The following is a 24,185-nucleotide window of genomic DNA, read 5'->3' as shown; positions in this document are numbered from 1 at the left end:
GCCGGCGGGCGCGGCTCTGGACGACGCCCGGTCAGCTCGGCCCAGCGGTCCACACCCCGAACCACTGCTCGGCGCCGTACTTCTCGAACCGCTCGACCTCGCTGAATCCCAGCTTCGTCGCGAGGCGCAATGAGCGCTCGTTGGCGGTCTGCGTGCACAAAGCCACCGGCTCCCCCGGCAGCGCCTCGGCGAACCATGCGAGCACTGCCGCACATGCCTCGGCGGCGTACCCGTGGCCCCAGGCGTTCGGCAGGAACATGTAGCCGAGCGAGACCTCTCCGCTCTCCGGACCCCCCGGTCGTTCCGATTCCCGCCGGTCGAGTGTCACCGTGCCGATCATCGCGTCGTCGAGCTCCACCACGAAGAACCCCGGCCGCTGCCCAGGCACCGCAGGTACGACGCTCTCCAACTCGTCCCGCGGCTGCGCCCCGCCGACATAGGTCCCGACCTGCGGCGACGCAAGCAACTCGACGATGCCCGGCCGGTCCCGCGCCTCGGACTGCCGCAGCACCAGCCGTTCGGTTTTGATCGGAGCAGGCGGCCAGGCGACGGGTCCGAGTTCGAGCATGCCGGTCAAGCTATCAATCGACCGGCTCGCTGCCCTGGGCGATCCTCACAGGCTTTGGTAACCCCTCGCCTGTGTGGTGAACAGCCGGGCGTACGTGCCGCCACCCGCGAGCAACGACGCGTGGCTGCCGGTCTCCGTGACCATCCCGTCGTCCAGTACGACGATCAGGTCGGCGTCGCGCAGAGTCCCGAGGCGGTGCGAGATCAGGACCGAGGTGCTTCCCGCGCGCAAGGCGCTGATCCTGGCATGCAGCTCGGCCTCGGCCTCCGGATCGAGGCCCGCGTTCGGCTCGTCGAGGATCAGCAGGTCGGTGTCCGCGCGGAGGAAGGCGCGGGCCAGCGCCAGCCGTTGCCACTGCCCGCCGGACAGCACGACGCCGGTCCCGTCCGAGCCGTCGTCGTCGGCGAACATCCGGCTCAGCATGGTGCCGTAGCCGTTCGGGAGACTCTCGACGACTTCGTGGATGTCCGCCTGCGTGGCCGCGGCGGTGATCCGATCCGGATCGTCCAGCGCGGTGAGGTCGCCGAGCGCGATGTTCTCCGCCGCGGTGAGGTCGTACGACATGAAGTCCTGGAACACCGCGCCGATCCGCTCCCGGAGCCGAGCCGGATCGAGCTCGCGCAGGTCGACGCCCTCCCAGGTGATGCGGCCCTTGGTCGGGTCGTACATCCGGCACAGGAGCTTGACGATCGTGGACTTGCCCGCGCCGTTCTTGCCGACCAGGCCGACGGCCGCGCCGTACGGAATGCTGACCGTCACACCGCGCAGCACCCACGGCAGGTCGTCGCCGTAGCGGAACCAGACGTCGTCGAGCACGATCCCCTGGCGTAGTTCCGGCGTCGCGACCGGATGCTCCGCCACGGGCAGCTCCGGCGGAGCGCCGAGTACGACGGTGAAGTGGGCGAAGATCATCAGCTGCTCGTTCACCTGCGCCAGCAACGCCATGGTGCCGCCCACCGCGACCTGCACGCCTGCGACCGCCCCGACGAACAAGGCGATGTCGCCCGCGGTCAGTTGGCCGCGGCCGGCCGCGAGAATCGCCCAGATCAGCCCTGCACCGGCGACGACCGCGGCGAAGAGTTCGAGTCCACTGTGGACGAACAGCTCCCGGCGGTCGAGTGTTCGCCGGGCGGCGTGAATCCCCGACAGTGTCCGCATCATCCTGCCGCGCAGAAAGTCGCCGGTGCCGAACAACCGGATCTCTTTGCTGGCGCGCTCGTCGGACAGCAGCAACTGGTAGAACAGCTCGCGGCGTTCGTCCGGGCTCAATCGCATCGTGGTGTTCACTCGGCGCCTTGCCAGCGCGAGTTCGGCCAGCAGGGTCGGTAGCGCGGCGACCAGGACGATGCCGGCGATGACCGGCGTGATCACGAACAGTGCTCCGAACAGGCTGAGCGCCGTGATCACGTTCCTGACCAGCTGCATTGTTGCGATCGTCAACTGCGCCGGAGCACTGTCGGCGGCTTCGGCAAGACGCAACTGGTTGAGGAACTGCGGATCCTCGAACCGGCCGAGGCCGGGGAAGCGGTTGACCGCCTGGTACAGCCGGTCCTTGGCCGCCCGGCTGACGCGCCGCTGCGCTTCCGCAGAGAAGTATTCCGTGAGCTGCGGCAGCGTCGCGGTCAGGGCGCCGAGCACAGCAAGGGCGATCGCCATCGGAAGCAGTCCGTCGATCGCGGTGCCTGCGGTCACCGAGTCGATGACGAGCTTGGTCAGCCAGGTGACCGCGACCGGAAGCAGCGCGCCTACCAAGGTGATCACACTCAACACGCCTAGCTGCGCGGGGGCCTCCCGGAACGCCAGCGTTGCTGCGGGCGCCAGTCCTCGGATCGTGCGGCGGTTGTTCATCACGCCCGGCCTTTGGCCCGTGGACGCATCGACCTGGTGACCACGCCGAGCACGGCGTCTCCTGCCGTGAACCCCCAGTGCCGCGAGTCCCCGCTGCGGGCTGGATTGTCCCCGAGCAGGAGCAGTCGTCCCTCCGGCACCACCGCACCCGCGAAGTCGATCTCGTTCTCGGCCCAGCTGTGCCGGATGACCGCGGGGATGTGCTCGCCGGCCGTCGCGGCGACGCGCTTGATCACCCAGGGCTCCGCCGCCGCGAAGTCGGCGGAGTCCGGAAGGGCAACGACGACCAGATCACCGGTGCGGACCGCGGCGAGCGGAGCGCGCCGGACCAGGACGCGGTCGCCGTCGTACAGGGTCGGTTCCATGCTCGGGCCTTGCACGTCGACCACCACCAGGCGCCGCCGCACCACGACGACCAGGCACGTGGCCGCGACGACGACGCCGGCAAGTCTCTTCAGCACCGCTTTCGCCGAGGTCCGGTCAGGCCGGCGTGGGGACGGGCAGCGTGGTGAGTTCGATCGCGCTCGCGGTGATCGTTCCGGCCGCGACCACGCCGTACGTCGGGAACGCGGTCACGCCGAAGGCTGTTGCGATCGGCCCTTCGTAGCCCTCGACGACAACCCGGGCGCTGGCGCCCAGGACGCCGACCATGGCGGACGGGTCGTCATCGCCGTCGGCGACGACGATCGCGAGCACGCTGTCCTTTCCACCCGGAACTCCGGCGGCGCGCGCGGCGAACTTCGGCGCGCTCTCGACGCACGGCGCGCAGGACACGGAGAAGAATCCGACCAGCGTCTCCGTGGCCAGCGACTCCTTGCTCACCGCGACGCCATCCGTGCTCACCACGGTGAACTCGTCGACCTGCGAGCCAGGCGAACGCATCGACTCCGCGGGCGGACCCTGCGTCGCGCCGTACGGGATCTTGGCGATCGCCTGATCGTGTTCCTTCAGCCGGCGGATGACACCGAACAGCAGCAACAAGTTCAGTACGCCGACAATGCCGACCACGACCACCAGCGCGCTGAGAAAAGTTGTCAAGGAATCCAGCCCCTCTCTACTGTTGCCGGCCGAGCGACGACGTGGCTGTCGTCGTTCGGAACAGTCCGATCAGGTCGTCCAGCCGGGCGATCAGCGCGACGCCGATCAGCGCGGCGAAGGCGACCACACCTGCCGGCCCGAAGTCCAGCGATGACGTTCCCCCGCTCAGGCCCGCTGCGATGCCGAGGGCGCCGAACGCCGCGAGGGCAGCGTTACGGACCACATGGTGTTTGCCCAGCGGCGAGTCCGACGCTCCGAAGCAACGGCAGGACGCCCGCTGTCCCTTGCGCAGGGAACGGACGATGGCCGCCGAAAAGACGGCGAGCAAGCCGATGCCCAGAGCGAACCCCCACAGCACCAGCGCGGGCAGGATCAACGCGAGCACCACCGCAACTTCAGCCGCCACAACGACGACGGCCAACTGCCGCGCCCGCCCCGCACCCGCTCCGGTCAGCCGGGCCGTCGCTCCCGTGAAGTCCGCGAACGCCGTACGCGAGTACAGCTTGGAGCCGGCGGACACGGCGAACACCCCACCCAGCAGGACCTGACACCCGAACTGCAGATACTCCACACTCACCTCGCTCCACGTCGTGTCCCCGGTTCGGCGCGACGGCGGCGTCCTTTCGAACGCCGCCGCCCATCACCGCGGAGCTACGGCGCGCACGAGGCGACGGCTACACAGGTCGTCGTCTCGTACTGACAGCCCGGACCCGAGTAGCAGACCCGCGTCCGGTACCTGCGATTCCCGTTGCAGGAGCCACACTGGCCGACCAGGTGGCACGCCGGACACGCCGCCGACGCTCGGACCTTCGGTGCGAAGACGGACAGCAGCCCGTCACTCATGCTCTGGATCAACTTCGTCATTGATGCCTCCAGGGTCGGTCGGGGGGCGGAACCGATCGCGAGTGCCGAGCGGCCTTCGGCCGGTTCTCCTCGATCTGGCGCACACTACGAGTCACCGACGACACCACCCTGCCCGTACTCCGCCCGTACATCGGCCGCGCTGGAGGCGGCGGGCGCGGGGTTCGTCGTACGGGCTGGAGCTGGCGGATTCGCCGTACGGGCGGGCTCGCTCAGTCAGGCGGCGGTGCCACCGAATGCTGCTCGGCTCGCGCGACCCGTTCCTCGAGCGCGCGGATGCGGTCGTACAGATCGACCAGCGTCACCCCGTCAGCCACCACCCCGGGCCGCTGCCAATGCCTCCGCACGAACTCCTCCCGAGTCTCGTCCGGCGCCTGGCCGAACCCGATCGCCTTCTCCCCCGGCACCGAGCCGAGCCGCTCCTGCGCCCGCGGCCCCCTCTTCTGCATCCGCAACACAGCAACCGAACCGACCACGAACAGCACCAGTGCAGCAATCGGAATCAGGAACAGCCAGTTCTGGCTCACAGAACCTCCCTTTTGTGTTGGAGCTTAGGGGATTCGAACCCCTGACCTCGTCCACGCCATAGGCGTCCTCGGCCGGTGGTCCTGCGCGCCACACCAGTTGCTGGACCCGACATCGAAACTCGCATCCTTCCCCTCGTCATACCGACATCGCGTGCAACGCCGAGACGGCGTGCGGCGTCCTGATGGTGGGGGTGAATCTCATGCACCGACGTGGACCGAGGCTTTCTGCCGTGGCCGTTGGCGTTGTGATCGCTGCGGTCGTTTCAGGGTGCAGCGACGGGTCAACCGCTCCTCCGATCGGGGAGCGTCGGGCTCCGCAGTCTCCGGTCAGTGATCTGATCGTCCACGACGGCGATGCCGTCGAGGTGACAGGTCAGGTGATCGCCGCGCCCGGCGACGCAGTCGTGTTCTGTCCGCCCGTTGCGAGCACGGCCGATCCTCAGCTGTCGGTCCTGCGGCCTGGCAAGTCCCCCTCACCAGTAAGGCCTCCAGCACCGACGTGCCCAGCGGCGCTCGCGGTCACGTTGACGGGCGTCGACCTTGACCGGCTCAGCTCCCCAGTGAGTGTCGACGGAACGCGCGCGGGCCGGGCGACTCTGCGAGGCATCTGGCATGGCCGATCGATCGACGTGACCGAGCAAGCGGAACCCAAACAGGCAACACCGCACCCCGACGGCGTACCGTGCCCCGCCCCCGCAGGCGGCTGGAAGGCCGACGACGGAAACACCGTTCGGACGCGGAACGCTCTCGCAAGCTATGTCCGGGCGCGACCGGAGCGCTTCGCCGACATCCGTGCCGGTTACCCGGACACGACGTCGAGTGGAAACGTCTCGGTCATGGTGGTTCCGGTGGTGTCGGGTGAGTTGGACTCCACGCAGCGGGAACTCGAGGCGGTCTACGAAGGCAATCTGTGCGTCACGCGAGGTGTGCTCAGTATCGCCGAGGCCCAGCGCCTGGCTGAGCGGGTGGGCGCTCTGAACAACAACGGGGCGAACTTCATCTCGGGTGTGGCACTTGACACCCCGAACGGCCGAGTTGTGGTCGCCCTGTTCATGGTCACCGAGCATCTTCACGAACAGTTCGTGGCCATCGGCCTCGAGAAGCTGGAACTCAACCCAGTGGTGCGGCCAGTGCGATGACCGGTGCCAGCCCTGCAGCAAACCTCGGCCGCGGATTTGGGTAGCCGGCGGCCCCTCCAACGAAAACAGGCCAGGAGACGTTCCTCCTGGCCTGCTGTTACTGCTGGTGGAGGTTATGTCCCGTTACTCGAACCATGCCCCACCCCTGTTAGACAGGCTCCAGAAACTCGCTCAGTCAATCGCACTTGACATAGAAGCCGGAAGACCAATCGATCCCGCGGAGCCTCCGCGCGTACACAAGCTGGACGAACGGCTCGACAGCGAGACGATGGCTCGGGTCGTGGCCGAGTACGAGGCCGGCGGATCGTCGGAGTCGATTGGCGCACTCTTCTGCTTGAGCAAGAGGAGCGTGATCAAGATCCTCCGGGAGGCGGGAGTCAAGGTTCGCTATCCACGGATGACTGAGGCGGAACTCAGACGAGCGACGATGCTCTACAGCGAGGGCAACTCCCTCGTAGAGGTCGGCAAGCGACTCGGGCGCGAACACTCCACCATTTATAAGGCTCTCAAGCGGGCGGGCGTGAGGATGCGCGACACCCACGGGCGGGAGTAGGCCGCTGGATGCCGCGTCATGGATCCGTGGGCACCGGCTTCGACCAGAACGGGACGGTCCCCGCTGCGCTATCCATAACGAACGCGACGCTCTGCGATGCACGTGTGACGGCCACGTATAACTGTGCCGCAGTCCGTTCAGGTAGTGGCGTGCCGTCAGCCAACAACTTCTTGATCGCTGCGGTGGGCCAGATCAGGACATGCTCTCGCGACAATCCCTTAGAAACCGTGAAGTTCATGAACTCGTACGGCTCGCCCTTAGCGGAGTTAGCAGAGTATCGAAGGAAGAGCGGACTGTAGGAGTCGAGATAGTCCGGCACATCACACTCCCGCACGAGGTAGATTCCGTCGTGAGCGGTACACAGGTCGTTGAGCGAAACCGTCTGATCGAAACCCCAGTCCACTCCGAATAGTGAGTCAGCGAGGGCAGCGATCTCAGCGCGACACCGCCATGTCTCCGCGCGCTGAGTGATCGTCAGTCGACCAGCCTTCTCCTGCTCACGAAACCAGTTCCAGATACCCATATACATGTACTTCTTGTGCTTCTTTTCGCGATCGTTAGTAACGAGTACCGCTTGGCGGACATCACCGACCATGTCGATTGGAATGGGCGAATCCATCAGGAGACGCAAGATTTCGAGGTCGTAGCCACACAGATCCTGCACCTCATCTATGTAGATGACGTCGTACATGCGCGCAAGACGCTTCACTGCGGCGCCGGCGCTCGCGTTCTCCACCAAGGCAGCAGCTTGTGACAGATGCACGCGACGCACTTGGTCGGACGAGTTGAAGTACTTGCTGTACGAGATGTTCTTGGCGTACTCCGGCGGCGGACTCTCGAAGTCGAAGCCGCGCACTCGCTTGCCATGAAAAGCGAAGGGCAAGAACGGTCTGACGAAATGCGTGATCAGGAACGAGAACCAGCCCATAACCTCGATGTTGGCGTGCCCGCCCGCATGAGACGCAAGCCGTGAACGCAGCTCGTCTTGATTGACTGTCGTATAGGTCAGGATCAGTATTCGCTTGTCGGTGGCAGAGGCGGCACAGGCATCAACGATGCCCTGAGTCTTCCGCGATCCGGCTACCGCTAGCGTCAGCTGATTGTTGTTAGTCATGGATGAACTCGATCGCCTGCGCGATGTAGTCAGGCGGGATCAATGTCACCTTCGAGTCCGCGACGTGGAGAGCGGCGTCCGTCTTGTTGTTCTTCATCCACGTGCGAACGTCAGCCTTTTCGGTGATGCCGAGAACTTCCCGGAGGACTGACTCGTCGTTGGCGTCGACGATTTGAGGTTCCAGCGTCTTCCCCTTGGCGACAGCACCCACGAACAACTCCCTACGGGTGCCGTCGAGATATGCGGAGAGCTCAGCCCTCAGCTCGAAAGGATCCTCCCCGTCGTTGTCACGAAGGGAGGCACATCGCTTGTCAAGCAGCTTGGCGACTTCGAGACAACGCTTCAGCGAGAGGCCGCGCATGCTGACGACATCGATGCCATCGTCGATCGGCCGCTTGCCGTACTTGTCGCGATAGAACCGCTCGAAGACGATCTCGTCTGATGGCCCTTCCACGAGGACCACTCGTTCAGCCAGGACAAGTCGCAGGGTGTCGTAGCCCGGCAGCCTGCGGAAGTACTTGACCGTCGACGGGTCGATCTCGCCAAACTTCGTGATGATCCCGTCCGAGACGAGCAGCAACGAGTCGAGACCCAGCCGGTTCAGCACGTAGGAGCTGTGCGTCGTCGCAAACAGTTGCTGCCGCTCACCCTTCAGCTTATTGATCCTCGACACCAGCTTGTTGAGGCTGGTATGAGACAAGTGGTTCTCCGGCTCCTCGATCGTCACGACCCGGGCGATATCCGCACTGCGTCCCATAGCGAGGGCAATCTTCACCGCGACCTGCTGCCCCAAGCCAGCCATGCCAAAAGGCAGATCAGCCACATGCGGACTAACGCTTGCATCCCACGAGGAGCGGGAGGACTGATCCATCGCCAGGCTCAGCTGCTGGTTGTCGAGCGCTCCTTGGAGTTCGCTCATCTTCTGGTTGACGCTACCCAAGTGGTCTTTCGTCATCCGCTCCTTGACCGAGCGATAGGCGACGGAGATAGCCGCCTCCTCCTTGGGTTCCAGATGATCACTGAGGATTTGGCGCATGTGGAAATCGATGCCGCTCGTGGAGCGGATGGTGCGAGAGTCGATCTGTGAGATAGTGAGTTCTCTCGGCTTGGCGGTCAGCGTCCGATCCCCGAAGGTCCGCCATTCCACTCGGAAGTACTCGACCGGCAGGATGGCGGTTGGCTCAGCGTTCAAGTACGTTTCGATCTCGTCGGCATATTCGGGATTGGGCTCTACCGCGAGTTCGACACCAGGGCAGGCTCGGGCGGGCATGTCCGAGTTGTGCGCACCGACCAGACGTTGCAACTCATCTGAATCGTGGAAGAAGATCTCGATGGAGATCTCCGGCAAGCTCGAAGACTTGCCATCTGCCCGATCCTGGAAGAATCGGCGTACAAGATCTTCATTGAACCAGTACGGATTCAACTCCTCGATGGCAGGTCGCCCGTTAACACGACCAGTCATCGCCAAGTTCAGAGCCTCAATGATGGTTGACTTTCCGCTTTCGTTATCCCCGACCAGAATATTAAGGCCGTCGGAAGGAACAACGACTATATCGCGAAACTTCCGATAGCCGCGGATACGAATCTTCTCAATCACCCGCGACCTCCGCTGTGACTACGCTGCGGCGGCTCGACAACATCTGACTTTTGACGCTCCTATTCATCACCAATTTTGAGCCGAAACCATATGAATTGCAAGCACAACCACAATAGGCTGCACAGACGTTAGCCATTACTCCCCCACGCGATGCGACAGTCATGCAGGCGCGCCCGATCCCCCCGGCCGACACCTGTTCCTGGCAGAGCACTATGCCCTGATTACGCAGCGTTGCCAAGAGCTCGGTCGCAGATCGTGGCACTCTTCAGCCTGAGTAAGCAGAGCGTCATCAAGATCTTCCGTGAGGCGGCGTCAAGGTTCGCTATCCGCGGATGGCTGAAGCAGAGCTGAGACGAGCGATAACGCTCTACATCAAGTGGATCGTCGTTACTCGAGGGTGGCAACCACCTCGAGCGCGACCAATCGACCATCCACAAGGCACTAAACGCCACGGTGTGCGAATGCGGGACTCACACCGGCGGCCCAGGCATCTCGCGTATCCGAGCACCGGCGACATCACCCCCAGTCCGGTCGGTCGGCTTCGCGTGTAAGGCTGTTGTCCGGGTGCTCAAGTGAAGCAACCGGATCAACGCCGACCTAGAAGCTGCTGGTGGCTCGCCTGTGCAACCGTTGGGACTACCCCGAGGAGATGGCGGATCCCTAGGACTACGAGCTGGCGGCATGGCGTGACATCCAACGGTTCAAGGGCCGCCCACCATCGCGGGGAACGAGGAACGTCGGCGAGCAAATGGCCGACCGCGCCGCCAGCCTCGGCAAGCGTGCTACGGAGTACCTAGAGAACCACCCACGGGCCCAATCGGCCGTCTCGCGAGGTCAGGAGCTCGCCGCCAAGGGCGCTCACGTCGTCGGCGCCGGCGCTCGCCTAGCCACCGATGCCCTCCCCGAGTGGAGCGTGCCTGCTCTAGGGTCCGCACGGCGGACGGTGGGACGGATCTCCCGGGTTGGACTTTCGCCCAAACGGGTGGTGTCGATGCACAGGAAGCGCGGGCACGACGTTGAGTCACTCTTGGACCTGCGCCGTCTCGACCTTGAGCAGATCGACGCTGTCCGGGGACGTGGAGCAAGCTGGTACTACCCGGCTGTCGCGGCACTCTCCGGAGCAGGCGCAGGGTTTGTGATTTCCGGAGGCGAGCTTGTCGTCGCAGCCTCAGGCGGCGCTGCAACCGCGCCTTCGGGCGCAGCCATCGCCGGCGCCTTCACCGGCGACGCCGCATTCGTTCTCGGCCTCGCGTCTCGTTCCGTGAGCCACGTCTCGCTGCTCTACGGCTACGACCCCGAAGCGCCTGCCGAGAAGCTCTTCGTGATGTCAGTCGTCAACGCCGGCACGGCGACGTCAGCCACAGCCAAGACCGCCGCGATGTCCGACATCTCGCGGCTCACCCAAGCTCTTGTCCGCGGCAAGTCGTGGGAGGTCCTGAGCGAGTCAGTTGTCGCGAAAGTCTCCACGCAGTTCGCAAAGGCATTCGGCATCCGCCTTACCAAGCAGGGACTCGGCAAGGTCGTGCCCGCAGTCGGGATCGTCGTCGGCGGCACTCTCAACTGGGCCACGTTGGAGGCGATCGTTGATGCCGCCGACGTTGCATACCGACGGCGGTTCCTCCTTGAGAAGTACCCCCACCTCGCTGACGAGGGAGCACCCGGATCGCCTTCTGATGTCGGATCCGTTGATGCGCGCGACGCCGAGGAGGCGATCAGCGTCGTCGGTGAACTCGCAGAAGCGGGCGGACCCGACATCCATTGAAACCGTGCCGTGACCATACTGGTCTCGTAGCCTCCGCAGGGAACCGGCAGCCGGCGGAACGCATCTAAGCGCTGACCGTTGCCATTGAGAAGTGAGAAGCCGTGACCCTCCTACTTGTACTGCTATACGCCTGCGCTGCCGCCCTCGAAGTTGCGGCCGTGGGTCTGATTGTCTACGACGTGCGGGATAGTCGACGACGATGGGACAGCTACCGAGCGGGTATCGAACAAGAAAACTCCGCGATGGCCAATGACCTACGCTTCCGTCTCGATCCAATGATTAGCCGATACGGATTCACCCCAGCTCAAATCATGCGCACAATTGGCACAGTTGAGAGCTTGGTTGAAGTCAAACGGTGGCGTCAGAACCTAGCAGTGGGATCAATATTCGGCGGGATTATCTTGGGCCTCATCGGAAACCTGGTGAGTCTCGGTGCTTAGCTAGCAGACTCAATCATCCATCTTGGATTTAGACAGCCTCTCCCCAATAACGCGCGCTGCCGCCAGTAGACTCGCGACCACCATGCTTGTGAAATCCCTATCTAACGGGATCTGCTCCCGGCTGATGAGCTCCTCTGAGGTCGTCGGAACTGCGAATAGCGAATCATCTTCGGAGGGGCATCGCGCATCGGGGCGCCTTAAGTAGTTCGCCGTACAGTAGCCCAGATTGTGAACTAGTGCGTTTCTAAGTTCCTGAGCATGCAGGACATCTCCCCACGTCGACCCGAGTTCATGGAACTTCACGCCACCGAACTCACCAAAACGCTTTACAAGCAGCGAGAACTGGCGGTCCCAGCTCTTCCGCTCGGCATCCACAAGCGCAGCCAGAACCGGATGATCGCTCAGGTTATACCTCAGGCATCGTCGTTCGAGCAGATGGGCTAGGTATACGTGGAAGCTCTCCCACGCGGTTACGACCGCCGTCGAATACAAGGTTCGATCGTAAGGGGCGTGACCAAAGCCTTCCTCCGGGCCCGACTCTGCCTCATAGATGTCGATCATGTCGGCGTCAGGATCGCCGGGCCTTTGCCCAATCTCGGCCCAACGTCGCTCACGATCGGCCTCGATCAGCGGCGGTACGATCTTGATAAGGCCCTGCAACTGCTCAAGTTGTTCTCGCAACGCGTCGTAGGGGTCCGAGTAGGCGTGTAATTCAGGCAGCATTGCATCCCCACTTGATTCGTGAGCCGTGGTCCTCGCGGGCATCCAGCGTGATCACTCATGCCTACAGCTGCTACGGCACATCATCGAGACGGCGTCCTCACTAGGCAGGACCGCTCACCGCACACCGCTCCCTACGAAAGGAGCTAGTCCTGGTCTTCTCCATCAATTTCGGGACGCGGTTTCACGACCTCAACAAACGATGAACTGCCATCGAATCGGAATACCCCCTTTACTCCACTGTCCAGCAGGCGTCCCATCTCCGTCATAGCCAGCATCGCCACGGCAGGATCTGCTGTTTCCACACGGAAACCTGCTTCAACCGCTCCATCTGATTCGCGCCGAAAGTATGGTTCGACGACAGTTTTCTTTCCTAGGCGCCCCATCCCCTTCAAGGCATCGTAGATGTAGGACGCAACTACGTTGGGGCCGAGCGCCATGACAGTGCTGTACAGCATGTCGAACACCACCCGCGCCTCGGGGATGTTCGAGAACTGATAAAGGCGCATAGCCGAGGACCTCTGCCCCGACTTATCCTTTAGAAGTTGCACCACAGACCGAAGGTCGTCGTCTGAGAAATGGTGAGCATCTGCAAAAACCCAAATATCAGCATCGCCGGGCAAATCTGGCAATGGGCTTGTGACAGTGATTGACATTCCCCCCGGAGCTCCAGCTGCCTCTACCTCGGACTGGTACGCGCGCCAAGCATCCTCGTCGATGTCGAACTCCGCCCAGACAGCCCAGTGACCATCTTCGAGCCTCTCGACACCGGCCTCAACATTCTCAGGATGAAGCGGACGGGATGGGTCGTGCTGAAAGTTCATCGGAACCGAGCCGGTAGCCAGCTTCGCGGCGACCATCTCCATAACTTCCATGCCGAACTGGGTACCACCATAGGACGACACATGGTGCGTCGTGGTGACCCGGGTACGGACTCTAGTTGTTCCCATGCGCCACGCCCTCAGCCTTATCTGCGTCCGGTTGGTCGAAAAGTTGTGGCTGAGTTTCACCCGGCGCCAGAGATGAACCCCATCGAGTCAACTTGGTCGTCAGCACCTTGTCGACTGCCGCCGGAAGGGCTGCCTGTCCGCGGAGGAAAGCGGCGATCAACTTAACTAGCCGCTCCGTTGAGCGTGTGACGGAGAGACGGTCCATCAAGGTCTCACCTAGCTCCCGCCTCCGAACAAGGCGCTCGAAGATGATCACGTCCATCTGGCGTGGCAGCTCGGCACACGAGGCCGCCTCGGACGCGAGTCGACTGATCAGCTCAATCAGCGGCACCGCGTAGTCCGGTGTCGTCGGGTGGAACGCCCCCATCGCCGTGGCCCTGACCTCGGCCGGCGCCTCAACCCGGGCGAGCACCTTGCTCAGATACTCATCGAACCGCTCGGAGAGCTTCGCGACAGCGAAGTAGGGCACATCGCCTTGGGCGAGTTCAGCAGAAGCCAGGTCCCGGAAAGTTGCGCTATCCATGGTGTTGGCACGACCGGCGATCATCGCGAGGTTGAGCGTGATGATCGAGATCGACTCGGCGAAAATCCACCTCGCTGCGCGCATCGCTTCGGGATGGGCTTCTTCGGGCCAGGTCTTGCCCAGCTCCCGAATAAGACCCAGGGTGCGCTTGACCGCGTCGAACGGCTCTAGGAACCACACTTCCGACACGAGGAACCAGTAGCCACGTTCGAGCACTGGATCCTTCTTGAGGAAGGCGTGCACCGCCTTCCTCAAACTCGCGATCGTGTCGCCGTGCGCACCGACGTCGGCGACCTCCTTGATCGCCAACCGGTCCTCCCGAGCCGTCAAATCGTCAAGGTGCTGGACCGTCGCCCCAAGCTGGCGGCACAGGTCTCGCACGGAGACGGACACCTTGAACGCCGTCGTGATCTCGGCGGTCTCGGCGCCGACGAGTTCCCGGACCCCTCGTGCCCATAGGGCACGGTCGAGGGGTTTCGGCGTGTTGTTCGACTTGCCAGTCTTTACCTCGCCGACATGCTTGTGCACTTTCAGCGAGGCGTCGAAGGTGAATCCGACGATATCGAGGTCGGTCACCGTCGACACCTCGCTGCCGAACTTGTGCTGCAGGTCGACACCGCGGCGCACGTAGTACCCGTCCCAGAACCATGCCTGGGCAACGCGAACCTCCGCCTTGGTACCAGGGTCAAGACCAGGGGTCGTCCCGGCGTGCTGCACGTTGCATCTCCTTCCGGAGCTCGTTGATCGAGGCAACCATGACCTCGTTGGCCGCCGCGTCTTCGGCGGCACCCCCAGCCCCACGGAGGTCCTCGGGGGTCTGGAACTTCGCCGGCTTCTGGGGCCGAGTCAGCTCTCCCGCGCCTGACGTGTCGGTGATGCGGCGGATCCAGTTCAACCCAGCTTCGGCGATCTCGGGCTTGACCAGCCGCAGAAACGCCCGATCGTTCTCACCTGGCTCGACCGCGACTACTCCAGCTGCCTCAAGGAGGTAGTAGTCCGTCCCGATGTTGGTCGCCGGCCCGACAACACCGCGGTTCACAAGGCTTTGCACCAGTACGTCCGGGGTCAAGATTCGTCCCCCGCCCGCCTTAGCGCTCTCGTGGCCGAACAGAATGTGCGCGACAAACAGCTTCCGGAGGTGGAGAGCCTCGGTGGTCGTGCACAGGTTGTCCTCGGTCTCCAACAGGGGCGAGAAGACATAGGTCGAACTGACGCCGGTCGACGACTGCACCGTCGCCGCCTGGATCAGACCAGCGTTCCGCGCACTGTGGATGATCCCAGGCGTCGCGCTCAGCTTCGAGATCTGCAAGCCCGGCGTCGCGAGAACCTGCTGGCTCATCCCGAGCAGAGCATCGCGCTCGTTGGGCGGGAGCTTAGACAAGAAGGTGGCCAACGGCAGCTGCTTCGTCCCCCACACATACGGGCTGTAGATGACGTCCTCGTTCAGGTCCGCGGAAGGCGCCGACAGGTTGAGCCGGACAGCACGCGCCAGGCGCAGGGCCTCCACGGCCTCGTACTCAGTGAAGCCACGCTTCGTGATCTCTTGCAAGTGCTGCGACTCACCGAGCGGGGCCAGTGCACCGATCTCAACCGAGTGCAGAAAGGCCAGATCGGACCGCTGGGGCTGCAGGACGTTCAGGAGGCGAACCGACTGCTCAGTAACCGTCGCCGAGACGCCGATGAACTCGTCCAGGTTGGCAATCGTGCCATCGAGGGCCATTTGGTAGTCGATGAGGTCGGCTTGCTTCAATGCCGGCAACACCGTGTTGATCAGCTCGCGTGCCCCTAGGCCTGCGTGCTTCCCGTACCGGTGCACAAGCGCATCGGTCAGGACGACGAGGTTGCGGTGCCCTTGGAGACGGGCGGCGAAGTCCATCGCCTTGCCGGTCAAGAGCAGGACCTCGATCTCGGCACGGATCAGCGGGTCCGTCACCTTGTGATCGTGCTGGTGAACGAAGATAATCGCGCGCCCGAGGCGCTTGACGTCATCTACTGATGGCAGTGTCTGCGTCATCGTCCACCGTCCGGACGACTAGCAGAGGTCTGATGGGTGCTGATCATCGTTCCTCACAGTGGTTGCGTTGTTGCGCAGACCACCGATGGAAGCGACCAATCAGACCGGCTCAGTTACGGCTTAGTAACTATCCCCGTACTTCTGTAACAGCATGCCTGACAGGCTTTGCCTTACAGGCGTGCAGCTAGTACCGTCACCAACGTCACGCTCAAATGACAAGTGAGGGCCCTGATCGGATGCTTCCGGCCGGGGCCTCTCGCATCTTTCGCGGACGACTCTACCGCAGCTCACTAGACCAAAAGTCGCTAAAGAACACCCGTGTAAGCAGTTCAAACGCATGTTCGGATGCACCGCGAAGCTTGTGATTCGGCTCACTTGAGGTTGGCATCGTTGTCCCTGAGCGTGAGAGCGCGCTCATGCCAGGCTCCAACACGGTCTTCACGACTGACCGACCGCGGCCACCACTATCACGATCTGTAACGAGATCTTAATATTGGGCAGGCTCCCGCTGGCCCCACACCGTGTTAACGAATATGGATGTGCTCGGTTACGGGCGGTGACGCTGGGTCGGGGTCTATTGGTTACATCGGCTAGAGACGTGCGGTGTTACACGAGCCTGCGTCCACCGCTGATGTGGAGGCCTCACTCGCCAGCGCTGTTCGCGAGTGGAGTTCGTTCGCAGCTGCCCTTCTCGACAGCGCCCTCACCGCTCGGGGCGTTCAGCGAGTGGTACAACTTCCGAATGCTTCCCACTGGAGCCGCCGAAGCGTTGAACGACGCCGTTGAGCGAGCCGAACGAGATCTGCTCGCCGACCTGTCCGAGGAACTCGTCGGTCAGGAAGACGATATGACTGCCAGCCTGCGCACCCGGCTGACGATTCGAGATATTCGCGAATGGAACGCGGAAATCGAAGGCGACCTACAAGTGCGCATCAGCGTTCTAGACTCGGCGGGTCCGGGCTCCACGGAATCGCTGATCGGCGCCGATATTTGCGGGGTCATCAATATTGCGTTCAATGGAATGCGCGTATCTAAAGGTTTTCTAGCTCAAGCCAAACGCGCAGGCAGTGAAGGGATCACGTTCAACGAAGCAGTCGTTGACCATGATGACCTTTATGACAGCGAGTTCAGCCATTGGCTCTGGACTGATGAGGTTCAACTCGAAGCCAGCGGGACCGTCTACGTTACTCGACCGTCCGAGAGGCTAGCTCGACAGTGCCGAGACATGTTGAGACTGACACCAGCATCCTTCCTGTGGGTGTACGACGACACGCAAATCGCGATCGTCAGCGCTCAAGATGTTTTGGCCGCCTATTCGAAACCACCGAAACCGCGAGACCCAACGAAGCTTGGAACGAAGCGCCTCGCTGACTTCATGATCCATGTCACTGACAGCTTTATCGGCGATCCAAAACTGACCGCATGGAACCGAGCCAGCCTGCTAGCCCTGGCGCGCCAGAACGACGCACGCTTCGCGCTCCGCGTCCGAGTGGGCAGCGGTGACGATCCGTTCTAATCGCTCAAGGCCTTCCCGCTACCTCTCGGCCGCACGGCGTTCGGCGAAACGTCGAGGGTCTGAGGCCTAGATCCAGGCTGGAGCTTTAGTCAATGACGCTGCGCACGTAATTAACACGGCCTTCTACGGCAACTCGGAATGCCTTGCCGGTAGCTGTCGCGAGCGGCTCCGTGTAAGAAACACGCCCCGCGTCGTCGGTCTTGGTCGTGATGAACCAGCCCGCCTGGTAGATGTTGTCGCCCATGAACCGTCGCAACATCTCCTGATAGCGCTGGTTGTAGGACATCCCCTTGAACGCGGGGTCGGCTGGGAACAGAGCGGTGATGGGGCGGTTGGGTTGCTCCGTCTCCTCATCCTCACGGAGCACGAAGACATAGCCGAGCCAAGGCGGAACGTCACCGTAGGCTTCAAACTTGCTCTGCGCAGCCCAAGTGTCCGTCCCAGAGCCGAGAGCTTCCTCAAACCGGTTATTGATGTTCTTGCCTACACTGCCAACCTGGCTCTTGAACTCCAGTGCTGCGACAAGCGCGCCCTTGTACCGCACGGCCATATCCCAGCGCTTCCGCGCTCGGTAGAACCCCGGCAGAAAGGGCTCGTACACGATCGAGTCCGCGGGCATGCCGGCATCAGTAAAGATGGTGCTCACGAGGTCGCGTATGCCGTTCATGTGGCCCGCCGCCCGAGCCGCCCCGCCGGCGAGCCCGCCGTCCGCGAGTTTGGCCGCCTGGTCGCTGCGCTTGGTCCAGAAGAGTGATACTGCGGCCTGGGTCGGGTCCTCGGGTGCGTGGTCAGGCAAGCTCGTACTCCTTCAGGTCGATATCGTAGGCAGCAGCTGCTGCCACTGTTGCTGCGACAGCATCGCGGGCGCGGAAGGCGACCCGCAGAGCTTCCTGAACGTCGGTATCGATCGCGTCCGGTTGGGGGACGCGGATGCGCTTCAGATATTGAGCCTGGAACCGCAGTGTGCCGCCGCGCATACGGACGCAGTACGCCTCGATGAACGCCTGCGCAACGCGAGACAGAAGGATCCCGCCGAGAACCTCCATATCCCAAACGTCGGAGATTACGTAATAGAGGTTGTGATGCGGGTAGTGGCCTCCAGGTTCCAGTACAGGATGAATGGTCGATTTCATGTCCTGCAAAAGAAGTTTCGGCTTGTCGGTAAGGCCGGCCTGCACCTTATCGATCGTACGATGCCAAGACGCGGGGTCTTTCTTCGCAACGAACCTCTTTTTTAAATCGGGATGCTCGGACAGGTAGGCCGCCATTCTCGGATAGTCGGCTAACGAAACGAGCGACCCGTCCTCAGCCCACGGATTGACTAAATAGTTGCCCTGCCATGTGAATGTGCCTGACATGAGGTCACGACGCATTGCGAGTGGGAGAATGCGATCTTCTTCCGCAACAGTCGGATCTTTAGTGACATAGACGTTGTCCGCACCCGTCGCGATACCTATGGAGACCTTGGTCCCGCCCTCCAGGTCATGGAGAGGGCCGAAGCGGTCATTGAGGTGTTCTATCAGCGCGAGCCGCGCTGGGGAGCCGGTGGGCCAAAGTTCGCTACCGCTGAACCAATGTGGGAGCCGGTGAGCCTTGACACCGACATCCGAAAAGTCCTCGAACGTCTCATCCTGAGCAGCCTTCACAAGTGCAAACGCCCCCGCCGCCCCGAACTCGTCAGTTGTGTCAGCTACCACAACGGAGGTCTGAACTCGGTTCCCAAGCACCGTGATCGCCGGGTACGCCGATACGAGTGCCTCAAACGCGTCCACATCATGCATCGTCCAGATGTGCTCGACCGCATACTCGCGGGCGACCAAGTCGCGGAGGCCGGCGCCGTACTGGTTCCGCATCCACCGGTCAGCGCAGATGAAGCCCACCTTCCCACCAGGCTTCAGCAGCCGTAGGGACCGTTCGATGAATCCCACGTAGATGTCTCCGCGACCACGCATGGTTGGCCACATGCTGCGGTACTGGCTAGCTAGTTCATCTGAGAGGTCGTCGTAGCGGATGTACGGCGGGTTCCCGATAACCACGTCCGCGGTGCGGTCCACCATTTCCGCGAGCAGGAAGTCAGCATGGCCGACCCACACCTCGGCGAGGGCATCTGCCGTCGACAGGGTCGAACCAGCTGCGACCAGAAGGTCACGGCATAGTGCGCGAGAGGCCTCCACGTGCTCCAGTTGCAGGTCGTACGCGCGGATCGCCGCTCCAAGTGAAGCGAGGTCGCGCTTGTGCCTCTGGGCGCTCTCAATGAGTCGTTCGACCGCGGGTCCGAGGAACGCCCCAGACCCGCACGACGGCTCCACCAAGTGGAGAACACCTAGATCGCGGTCGGCTGAGTACCCGCTGAGGTCAAGCAACACTTCGACTACCCAGCGCCGGGTGAACACCTCGCCATAGTTCTGGCCTCGCTCCGCAACTGTCACGGGTACACCCTAGAGACCGGCATCGACAATCCCATGCAGACACAGCCAGAACCGCGTCCTCCGTGCCACCGCCACAGATCACATGAGGCCAGATCCGATATGCGAACTCGGCTGTGCCCGACGTCGGGCATCGAGCAGCGCCGCTGATTGAGCTGCGATGAAGCGCGTTGGGTAGTGTCGTAGCGTGACGGCTGACCGCGGTACGGAATCCACCGTATGGAAGATCCATGGCGAGCGATTGATCGATGACACCCGTCGGCTGCGGCTGAGCATCGCTTCCGTCGAGCTACCCGATGGTGTCCAGTTCGAGCAGTACGTTCTACGGATGCCCAAGGCCGCCATGATGGTGGTGCTCGATGACAGGAAAGAGAACGTGTTGATGATGTGGAGACACCGCTTCATCATCGACCGCTGGGTCTGGGAGCTGCCGGGCGGCTACGTCGATCCTGACGAGGATCCAGCCGTGACCGCCGCGCGGGAGGTCGAAGAGGAGACGGGGTGGCGGCCGCGAAACGTCAAGCCGCTGGTGGCTCTGCAGCCCTCGGTTGGGACGACGGACGCCGAGAACCTGCTGTTCGTCTCGTATGGTGCCGACTACATCGGTGAGCCGGAGGACATCAACGAGGCGGAACGAATCGACTGGGTGGCGCTCGACTCGATCCGCGAACGCATCGATGCCGGTGAGATCATCGGTGCGGCGTCCCTGGTCGGCCTGCTGCACGTGCTCGCGTTCCAGGCCGGCTGATCTCGTCCACGGGTGACACCCCGATCTCGATCATGCTCTCAAATAGGGAGTTGACCGGCTTGACGTTCCGGTATGGCGCCAAGTGCGTGCCCAGGTCCTGCAGATAGCTGCTGCCGCGCATCGATCGCACGGACGCAGCGAGTGTCGTTGCTTCCATGCCAAGCGCGCAAGACTCCTCCAGCCGACGTTGGTCCGCCAGGATGGTTGCGAGCAAGGCTGTGTTAAACAGCCGGCCGCGCTCGTACCCGTCGGTCATCTCGAGGGATCGCCGGGCGAAAGGTTCAGCTTCCTCGGCAAGCCCCAGATCGCGAAAGGCATGCGCGAATTTTGCTGCCAAGTAGGCGTGGTCGAAGTAGGTGAGCCAGTGCGGTCTCTCTTCAGCATCCGACTTGTTGAACGTCTCCTCGGCGCGGCTCAGTGCAGCCAGACAACCCGTCTTGTCGCCCTGCAGCGCGAGGCCATGGGCTTCCATGACAGCCGCCTCAGCTTGCAGGAGCTTCGAGCCTGATCGTTTCGCGCTGTGCTGAGCTGCGAGCGCCAGGTCGACGGCGCTGTCGGGGGCACCGTGGAAGGCCGCCTGATGACTCATCCCGGCCAACATCTCGCTGGCGAGTCGTTCATCGTCGGCTTCATGACAGAGACGCAGTGCCTGACGCAGATGAGTGTGACCGTCGCCATGGTGGCCAGTGTCATATGCCATCCAGCCGGCCAAGTGGTGGAGTTCGGCGGCAGCCGCGAACAGGCCGGATCGGCCTCCGCCCGAGGTGCTCTCCTGCAACAGTGGTGTGACCGTCGAGTTCAGATACGAGCTCACGACCGAACGGCTGTGACCGCCGCCGTACCGGTTGTCGAGGCGACGGAAGACCTGCGTCATCTCTCGAATCTCGGTGCTGGCATCTGGTCTTCCTCGACTGATGCGCCGGTTCGGGCTGGGCGCTGTCCCTGCCAGCAGGCTGGCCCCCACCGCGGTGAGGCCCACGCCGGCCGACTTGATGAACTGCCTTCGATGCACTCCGTCTCCTTCGGCAGGTGGTTGAGTCTGCACGATAGAGCGGCGGTCGGGGCGCGTGTATGCGTCGATGCCATGCTGGCCGTCGTGGTAGCCGGCTGGCGTATGCGACGCTGTCGGACCGGCATGCTCGTTCCCAAGCTCGACGGGCCGAGCCGTCAGGTTGAACCACAGCAACTGCTCTGGGATGTGCAGGGCCTGGGCCCAGCGATCGAGCTTGTCGAGGTCGCGCACTGGTGTCGCGCCGCGCTCGATCCGGCTGACCTGCCCCTGAGTCAGTCCGAGCCATTGGCCGACGAGCGCCTGCGTCGGTTCAGGGCGCTGGAGCTTGCGGTAGGCCAGCAGCAGCTTGCCGAAGTGTCGCTCAGCCGTAGCCTCGGCAAGGGCGTCAGCCTCCCAGAAGTCAGCTGAGAGACGCGGCGCCGCACGGGTGAGCTCGGGGGCACGCCGCTCGCACGGTCCACACTGGGCACCGTCGTTGTCCGCTGCCAGATATGCACCGCATGAAGGACACAGCCGCCGCTGGGAGCGCGTCACAGGGGCAACACTACCCGTGACCATCTGCCGGTATGCATGGCACGCATATCTTGCCTCGGCCCCGCCGCGCATATGTATCGTCGTCGTTTCCCACCACGCAGCGTCATTGGATGGTGGTCGTCCGACAACCCAATCGACGGGGATGAGGACCATGTATCACCTGATGTGGCCCCTCTGGCTGGTGGCCAGTGTGCTCTACGCCCTGATGCTCCGCGACATCGTCCGGGAGGTACGCGGCGAATGACGGCGCTCGCGGAGACTCCACAGCCGACCGAGCGGCGTGTGCGCGTCTGGTTCGGTGAGCATGTCATCGCGGACTACACCGCGGAGCCTGTCAAGGCCATTCGGTACCAGGCGGCCATGACGAGGCGTTTCTACAGCCTGCGGGTGACGATTGAGCCGGCCGTTCCGGTGGTGAACCAAGATGCTGCCGACTCGTGAACGGCCAGCACCGCCGCGGTTGGTGGTCCCGGTTCTGGGAGCGCCTGATCGTCAAATTCCGCCGATGGATGGACGAGGAGCGGTGACCGACTACACGCGCCCGCTGCTCCTGGGGTACGCCCGACGTGACCTCTATCTGTCGGACCAGCACGTCGAGCGGCTGAAAGTTGAGTTGACGACGTTCGCGGCGGTCGAGGGCTTCGCCATGGGCTCGACGTACGTCGAGCAACGAGAGACCGCGCCAGCGGCCTTCAGCGCGCTGGTCGAGTCCCTGAACCGCTACGAGCTCACCGCCGTCGTGATCCCGGACTGGCGACACCTGGCTCTCATAGGTGAGCCGGAGCGCGTCAAACGAGAGTTCGAGCGGGTCACGGGGGCCCGCTTCATGCTCTACGACACCCCATGAACCGGCGGAACCGGTGGGGAGTCGTCGTCCTCAGCCCCTCACCTGCAGCGGATCGTCTGCACACCCACCGGTTCCGTCATCGAGCGATCCCTGTCCGAGCTTCCTCCCCCGAGACCCCTGTCTCGGGCAGGGATCTTCAAGCCGGCTGGCGCGGGGCGTGAGGCGAGTCCCGTCCTGCGCCAGCCGTTCCAAACACCGAGGCCCGGACGGGGTCCTCGGTCACCAGCTGGCCGGAGGTTGGGCGTGAGCGCCTGGGCGAGCAACCTCCGGTCAGCATCCTTCACCGCCCAGGGAGTAGAGAGTCATGTCCCAAGTCGAACAGCTCAAGATGCAGCTCCATGGCCTCGCTGACCAATCCCGGCAAGGTGCGGGCAGCCTGGCGGGCTTCAAACAGCGCTTCGAGCAGTCCAGCCAGCAGATCCAGGCACTCATCCGCGGCACGGCAACCCGGGCTGACCAAGACATCGCCACCATGCTCGACGCTGCGGCGAAGTCCGTCGACCAAGCGGTGCAGTCGCTTCAGATTGCAGAGGCAGGCTGCCGCAGCTACGCCGACCAGATCTAGCCGGCCGAGGCGATCGGCATGCCCTCCGAGCTGCAACGGGTCGCACAGGATCTACTCGACGCGTTGAACCAGATCGAACGCATCGTGCCGTACCTGCACGACCGGGCGCGCAAGTACCGCGAGGCCGCCGGATGGGTTGGCGGTACGAGCAACAACCCGAGTGCGCGCATGGCGGCGATGCAGCTGGACGAGGCAGCTCGCCGCTGCGAGGAGGCCGCCCATTTCCTAACTCAAGCCCGACAACCGGGCATCCAGTGGTTGCAACAGATGGTCAGCGGCATCCGGACGACCGAGCCGAGCGGCGAACCTACCGGTGAGCGGCCGCTCGGCCCCGGTGGGAGCGCGCCGCCCGCGGAACGCCAGCAGAACGAGGACCAGGCGAAGCCGGAAGCCGACCAGCCGCGGAAAGATGGGTCGGCCGGCGACGATGACAGTCCAAAGGATGCCCCTCCCCCAGGGCGACGGATCGCAGACGAGGAAGGCTACCGACTACAAAAGGAGCTGCCCGACCGGGAGCTGTCTCGCCTGTCGCGCCCGAAAACGCGCGGCACATGGGTCGACGAAAACGGCGAGAAGGAAGAATTGGTCAGCGGAGAACACGATGAGTGGTTCCAGAAGGTAACGGACTTTCTAAGAGAGCGCGGCATCCCGCCGCGTGATGATGCTGGCATCATGTCCCCTTCCCACGTCGAGACGAAGTTCGCGATGCGAATGCGCATCCGTGGCCTGAAACATGAAACGATCATGGTGAATAAATTGCCCTGCAAGGGTCAGTTTGGTTGTGAAGAACTACTTCGGGATATCCTGCCGCCAGGATCGACGCTGACTGTATTTGGGCCGAAAGGCTTTAAACAGACCTACCCGCTTCCGAGCGACGAGTGAA

At 63.2% G+C, this 24,185-nt stretch carries 24 protein-coding genes; 9 read left to right on the top strand and 15 right to left on the bottom strand.

The genetic code is table 11. The features are described 5' to 3' along the window. Window positions 1-31: 31 nt before the first annotated feature. The 6 genes from ACQPXM_RS13345 to ACQPXM_RS13320 form a co-directional block, all read right to left on the bottom strand. Window positions 32-568, bottom strand: coding sequence for a GNAT family N-acetyltransferase (locus ACQPXM_RS13345; RefSeq protein ID WP_432948302.1), 537 nt, complete (start codon window positions 566-568; stop codon window positions 32-34). Window positions 569-613: 45 nt separating this feature from the next. Next, entirely contained in the window at window positions 614-2,416 is a 1,803-nt protein-coding gene (locus ACQPXM_RS13340; protein ID WP_432948300.1) for an ABC transporter ATP-binding protein, read from the bottom strand. Then, complete coding sequence (locus tag ACQPXM_RS13335; RefSeq protein WP_432948298.1) at window positions 2,416-2,877, bottom strand: S26 family signal peptidase; 462 nt, start codon at window positions 2,875-2,877, stop codon at window positions 2,416-2,418. The genes ACQPXM_RS13340 and ACQPXM_RS13335 overlap by 1 nt, the downstream gene beginning before the upstream one ends. 19 nt (window positions 2,878-2,896) lie before the next feature. Then, window positions 2,897-3,454, bottom strand: coding sequence for a TlpA family protein disulfide reductase (locus ACQPXM_RS13330; RefSeq protein ID WP_432948296.1), 558 nt, complete (start codon window positions 3,452-3,454; stop codon window positions 2,897-2,899). A 16-nt stretch (window positions 3,455-3,470) separates the two neighbouring features. Then, window positions 3,471-4,031 (bottom strand): MauE/DoxX family redox-associated membrane protein, encoded by a 561-nt coding sequence (locus ACQPXM_RS13325; protein ID WP_432948294.1) that lies wholly within the window; start codon window positions 4,029-4,031, stop codon window positions 3,471-3,473. A 496-nt stretch (window positions 4,032-4,527) separates the two neighbouring features. Continuing rightward, the gene (locus tag ACQPXM_RS13320; RefSeq protein WP_432948292.1) at window positions 4,528-4,842 is read right to left on the bottom strand and encodes a hypothetical protein; all 315 of its coding nucleotides are present in this window, start codon (window positions 4,840-4,842) and stop codon (window positions 4,528-4,530) included. A gap of 230 nt (window positions 4,843-5,072) precedes the next feature. Between ACQPXM_RS13320 and ACQPXM_RS13315 the strand changes: the two genes are divergently transcribed. Further along, entirely contained in the window at window positions 5,073-5,981 is a 909-nt protein-coding gene (locus ACQPXM_RS13315) for a hypothetical protein (protein ID WP_432948290.1), read from the top strand. A gap of 115 nt (window positions 5,982-6,096) precedes the next feature. Next, window positions 6,097-6,534 carry a helix-turn-helix domain-containing protein gene (locus tag ACQPXM_RS13310; protein ID WP_432948288.1) on the top strand — a complete coding sequence of 146 codons (438 nt, stop codon included), beginning with the start codon at window positions 6,097-6,099 and terminating at the stop codon, window positions 6,532-6,534. 16 nt (window positions 6,535-6,550) lie between these two features. Here the strand turns inward: ACQPXM_RS13310 and ACQPXM_RS13305 are convergent, their stop codons facing one another. Together ACQPXM_RS13305 and ACQPXM_RS13300 are read right to left on the bottom strand one after the other, a co-directional pair. Further along, entirely contained in the window at window positions 6,551-7,648 is a 1,098-nt protein-coding gene (locus tag ACQPXM_RS13305) for a hypothetical protein (RefSeq protein ID WP_432948286.1), read from the bottom strand. Next, a complete protein-coding gene (locus ACQPXM_RS13300) occupies window positions 7,641-9,245 on the bottom strand; it encodes an ATP-dependent nuclease (protein WP_432948284.1) in 1,605 nt (534 codons plus the stop codon). Before ACQPXM_RS13300 ends, ACQPXM_RS13305 begins: the two co-directional genes overlap by 8 nt. Before the next feature lie 748 nt (window positions 9,246-9,993). Between ACQPXM_RS13300 and ACQPXM_RS13295 the strand changes: the two genes are divergently transcribed. Next, on the top strand, window positions 9,994-11,007 hold the full coding sequence (locus tag ACQPXM_RS13295; RefSeq protein WP_432948282.1) for an EcsC family protein: 1,014 nt from the start codon (window positions 9,994-9,996) through the stop codon (window positions 11,005-11,007). 449 nt (window positions 11,008-11,456) lie between these two features. On the opposite strand, the gene ACQPXM_RS13290 is transcribed toward ACQPXM_RS13295, so the two are convergent. The 4 genes from ACQPXM_RS13290 to ACQPXM_RS13275 form a co-directional block, all read right to left on the bottom strand. After that, complete coding sequence (locus ACQPXM_RS13290) at window positions 11,457-12,170, bottom strand: hypothetical protein (protein ID WP_432948280.1); 714 nt, start codon at window positions 12,168-12,170, stop codon at window positions 11,457-11,459. A 143-nt stretch (window positions 12,171-12,313) separates the two neighbouring features. Further along, a complete protein-coding gene (locus ACQPXM_RS13285) occupies window positions 12,314-13,042 on the bottom strand; it encodes a hypothetical protein (protein WP_432948278.1) in 729 nt (242 codons plus the stop codon). A gap of 61 nt (window positions 13,043-13,103) precedes the next feature. Next, window positions 13,104-14,357, bottom strand: coding sequence for a hypothetical protein (locus ACQPXM_RS13280; protein WP_432948276.1), 1,254 nt, complete (start codon window positions 14,355-14,357; stop codon window positions 13,104-13,106). Then, the gene (locus ACQPXM_RS13275; protein ID WP_432948275.1) at window positions 14,326-15,654 is read right to left on the bottom strand and encodes a hypothetical protein; all 1,329 of its coding nucleotides are present in this window, start codon (window positions 15,652-15,654) and stop codon (window positions 14,326-14,328) included. The genes ACQPXM_RS13280 and ACQPXM_RS13275 overlap by 32 nt, the downstream gene beginning before the upstream one ends. Window positions 15,655-16,396: 742 nt before the next feature. Here ACQPXM_RS13275 and ACQPXM_RS13270 point away from each other — a divergent pair. Beyond that, a complete protein-coding gene (locus ACQPXM_RS13270; protein WP_432948273.1) occupies window positions 16,397-17,170 on the top strand; it encodes a hypothetical protein in 774 nt (257 codons plus the stop codon). 85 nt (window positions 17,171-17,255) lie between these two features. Here the strand turns inward: ACQPXM_RS13270 and ACQPXM_RS13265 are convergent, their stop codons facing one another. Continuing rightward, window positions 17,256-17,966, bottom strand: coding sequence for a PaeR7I family type II restriction endonuclease (locus ACQPXM_RS13265; protein WP_432948271.1), 711 nt, complete (start codon window positions 17,964-17,966; stop codon window positions 17,256-17,258). After that, window positions 17,959-19,599 carry an Eco57I restriction-modification methylase domain-containing protein gene (locus tag ACQPXM_RS13260; RefSeq protein ID WP_432948269.1) on the bottom strand — a complete coding sequence of 547 codons (1,641 nt, stop codon included), beginning with the start codon at window positions 19,597-19,599 and terminating at the stop codon, window positions 17,959-17,961. The genes ACQPXM_RS13265 and ACQPXM_RS13260 overlap by 8 nt, the downstream gene beginning before the upstream one ends. A 184-nt stretch (window positions 19,600-19,783) precedes the next feature. On the opposite strand from ACQPXM_RS13260, the gene ACQPXM_RS13255 reads away from it, so the two are divergent. After that, entirely contained in the window at window positions 19,784-20,344 is a 561-nt protein-coding gene (locus ACQPXM_RS13255) for an NUDIX hydrolase (RefSeq protein ID WP_432948267.1), read from the top strand. On the opposite strand, the gene ACQPXM_RS13250 is transcribed toward ACQPXM_RS13255, so the two are convergent. Then, window positions 20,286-21,890, bottom strand: a complete 1,605-nt coding sequence (locus ACQPXM_RS13250; protein ID WP_432948265.1) for a hypothetical protein — start codon at window positions 21,888-21,890, stop codon at window positions 20,286-20,288. The genes ACQPXM_RS13255 and ACQPXM_RS13250 overlap by 59 nt on opposite strands. 240 nt (window positions 21,891-22,130) lie before the next feature. On the opposite strand from ACQPXM_RS13250, the gene ACQPXM_RS13245 reads away from it, so the two are divergent. The 4 genes from ACQPXM_RS13245 to ACQPXM_RS13230 all read left to right on the top strand — a co-directional run bounded on the left by ACQPXM_RS13245 (window position 22,131) and on the right by ACQPXM_RS13230 (window position 24,184). Beyond that, entirely contained in the window at window positions 22,131-22,331 is a 201-nt protein-coding gene (locus tag ACQPXM_RS13245) for a hypothetical protein (protein ID WP_432948263.1), read from the top strand. Window positions 22,332-22,413: 82 nt separating this feature from the next. Further along, a complete protein-coding gene (locus ACQPXM_RS13240; RefSeq protein ID WP_432948261.1) occupies window positions 22,414-22,737 on the top strand; it encodes a hypothetical protein in 324 nt (107 codons plus the stop codon). A 304-nt stretch (window positions 22,738-23,041) separates the two neighbouring features. Next, on the top strand, window positions 23,042-23,302 hold the full coding sequence (locus tag ACQPXM_RS13235; RefSeq protein ID WP_133977323.1) for a hypothetical protein: 261 nt from the start codon (window positions 23,042-23,044) through the stop codon (window positions 23,300-23,302). 18 nt (window positions 23,303-23,320) lie between these two features. Further along, window positions 23,321-24,184, top strand: coding sequence for a DddA-like double-stranded DNA deaminase toxin (locus ACQPXM_RS13230; protein WP_432948259.1), 864 nt, complete (start codon window positions 23,321-23,323; stop codon window positions 24,182-24,184). The last annotated feature ends 1 nt before the right edge of the window (window position 24,185 follow it).

The sequence above is a fragment of the Kribbella sp. CA-253562 genome, assembly GCF_050942265.1.
GTDB lineage: Bacteria > Actinomycetota > Actinomycetes > Propionibacteriales > Kribbellaceae > Kribbella.
The sequence above is the reverse complement of the archived record's forward strand: the minus strand, read 5'-3'. Positions and strand labels throughout refer to the sequence as shown.

Bases quoted from the DNA above. Each gene is read 5' to 3' on its own strand.
- ACQPXM_RS13245 (WP_432948263.1), top strand. From the start codon at position 22,131: ATGACGGCGCTCGCGGAGACTCCACAGCCGACCGAGCGGCGTGTGCGC.
- ACQPXM_RS13305 (WP_432948286.1), bottom strand. From the start codon at position 7,648: ATGACTAACAACAATCAGCTGACGCTAGCGGTAGCCGGATCGCGGAAG.
- ACQPXM_RS13340 (WP_432948300.1), bottom strand. From the start codon at position 2,416: ATGAACAACCGCCGCACGATCCGAGGACTGGCGCCCGCAGCAACGCTG.
- ACQPXM_RS13275 (WP_432948275.1), bottom strand. From the start codon at position 15,654: ATGACGCAGACACTGCCATCAGTAGATGACGTCAAGCGCCTCGGGCGC.
- ACQPXM_RS13285 (WP_432948278.1), bottom strand. From the start codon at position 13,042: ATGGAAGTTATGGAGATGGTCGCCGCGAAGCTGGCTACCGGCTCGGTT.
- ACQPXM_RS13270 (WP_432948273.1), top strand. From the start codon at position 16,397: ATGCTTCCCACTGGAGCCGCCGAAGCGTTGAACGACGCCGTTGAGCGA.
- ACQPXM_RS13230 (WP_432948259.1), top strand. From the start codon at position 23,321: ATGCCCTCCGAGCTGCAACGGGTCGCACAGGATCTACTCGACGCGTTG.
- ACQPXM_RS13310 (WP_432948288.1), top strand. From the start codon at position 6,097: ATGTCCCGTTACTCGAACCATGCCCCACCCCTGTTAGACAGGCTCCAG.
- ACQPXM_RS13235 (WP_133977323.1), top strand. From the start codon at position 23,042: ATGTCCCAAGTCGAACAGCTCAAGATGCAGCTCCATGGCCTCGCTGAC.
- ACQPXM_RS13295 (WP_432948282.1), top strand. From the start codon at position 9,994: ATGGCCGACCGCGCCGCCAGCCTCGGCAAGCGTGCTACGGAGTACCTA.
- ACQPXM_RS13290 (WP_432948280.1), bottom strand. From the start codon at position 12,170: ATGCTGCCTGAATTACACGCCTACTCGGACCCCTACGACGCGTTGCGA.
- ACQPXM_RS13345 (WP_432948302.1), bottom strand. From the start codon at position 568: ATGCTCGAACTCGGACCCGTCGCCTGGCCGCCTGCTCCGATCAAAACC.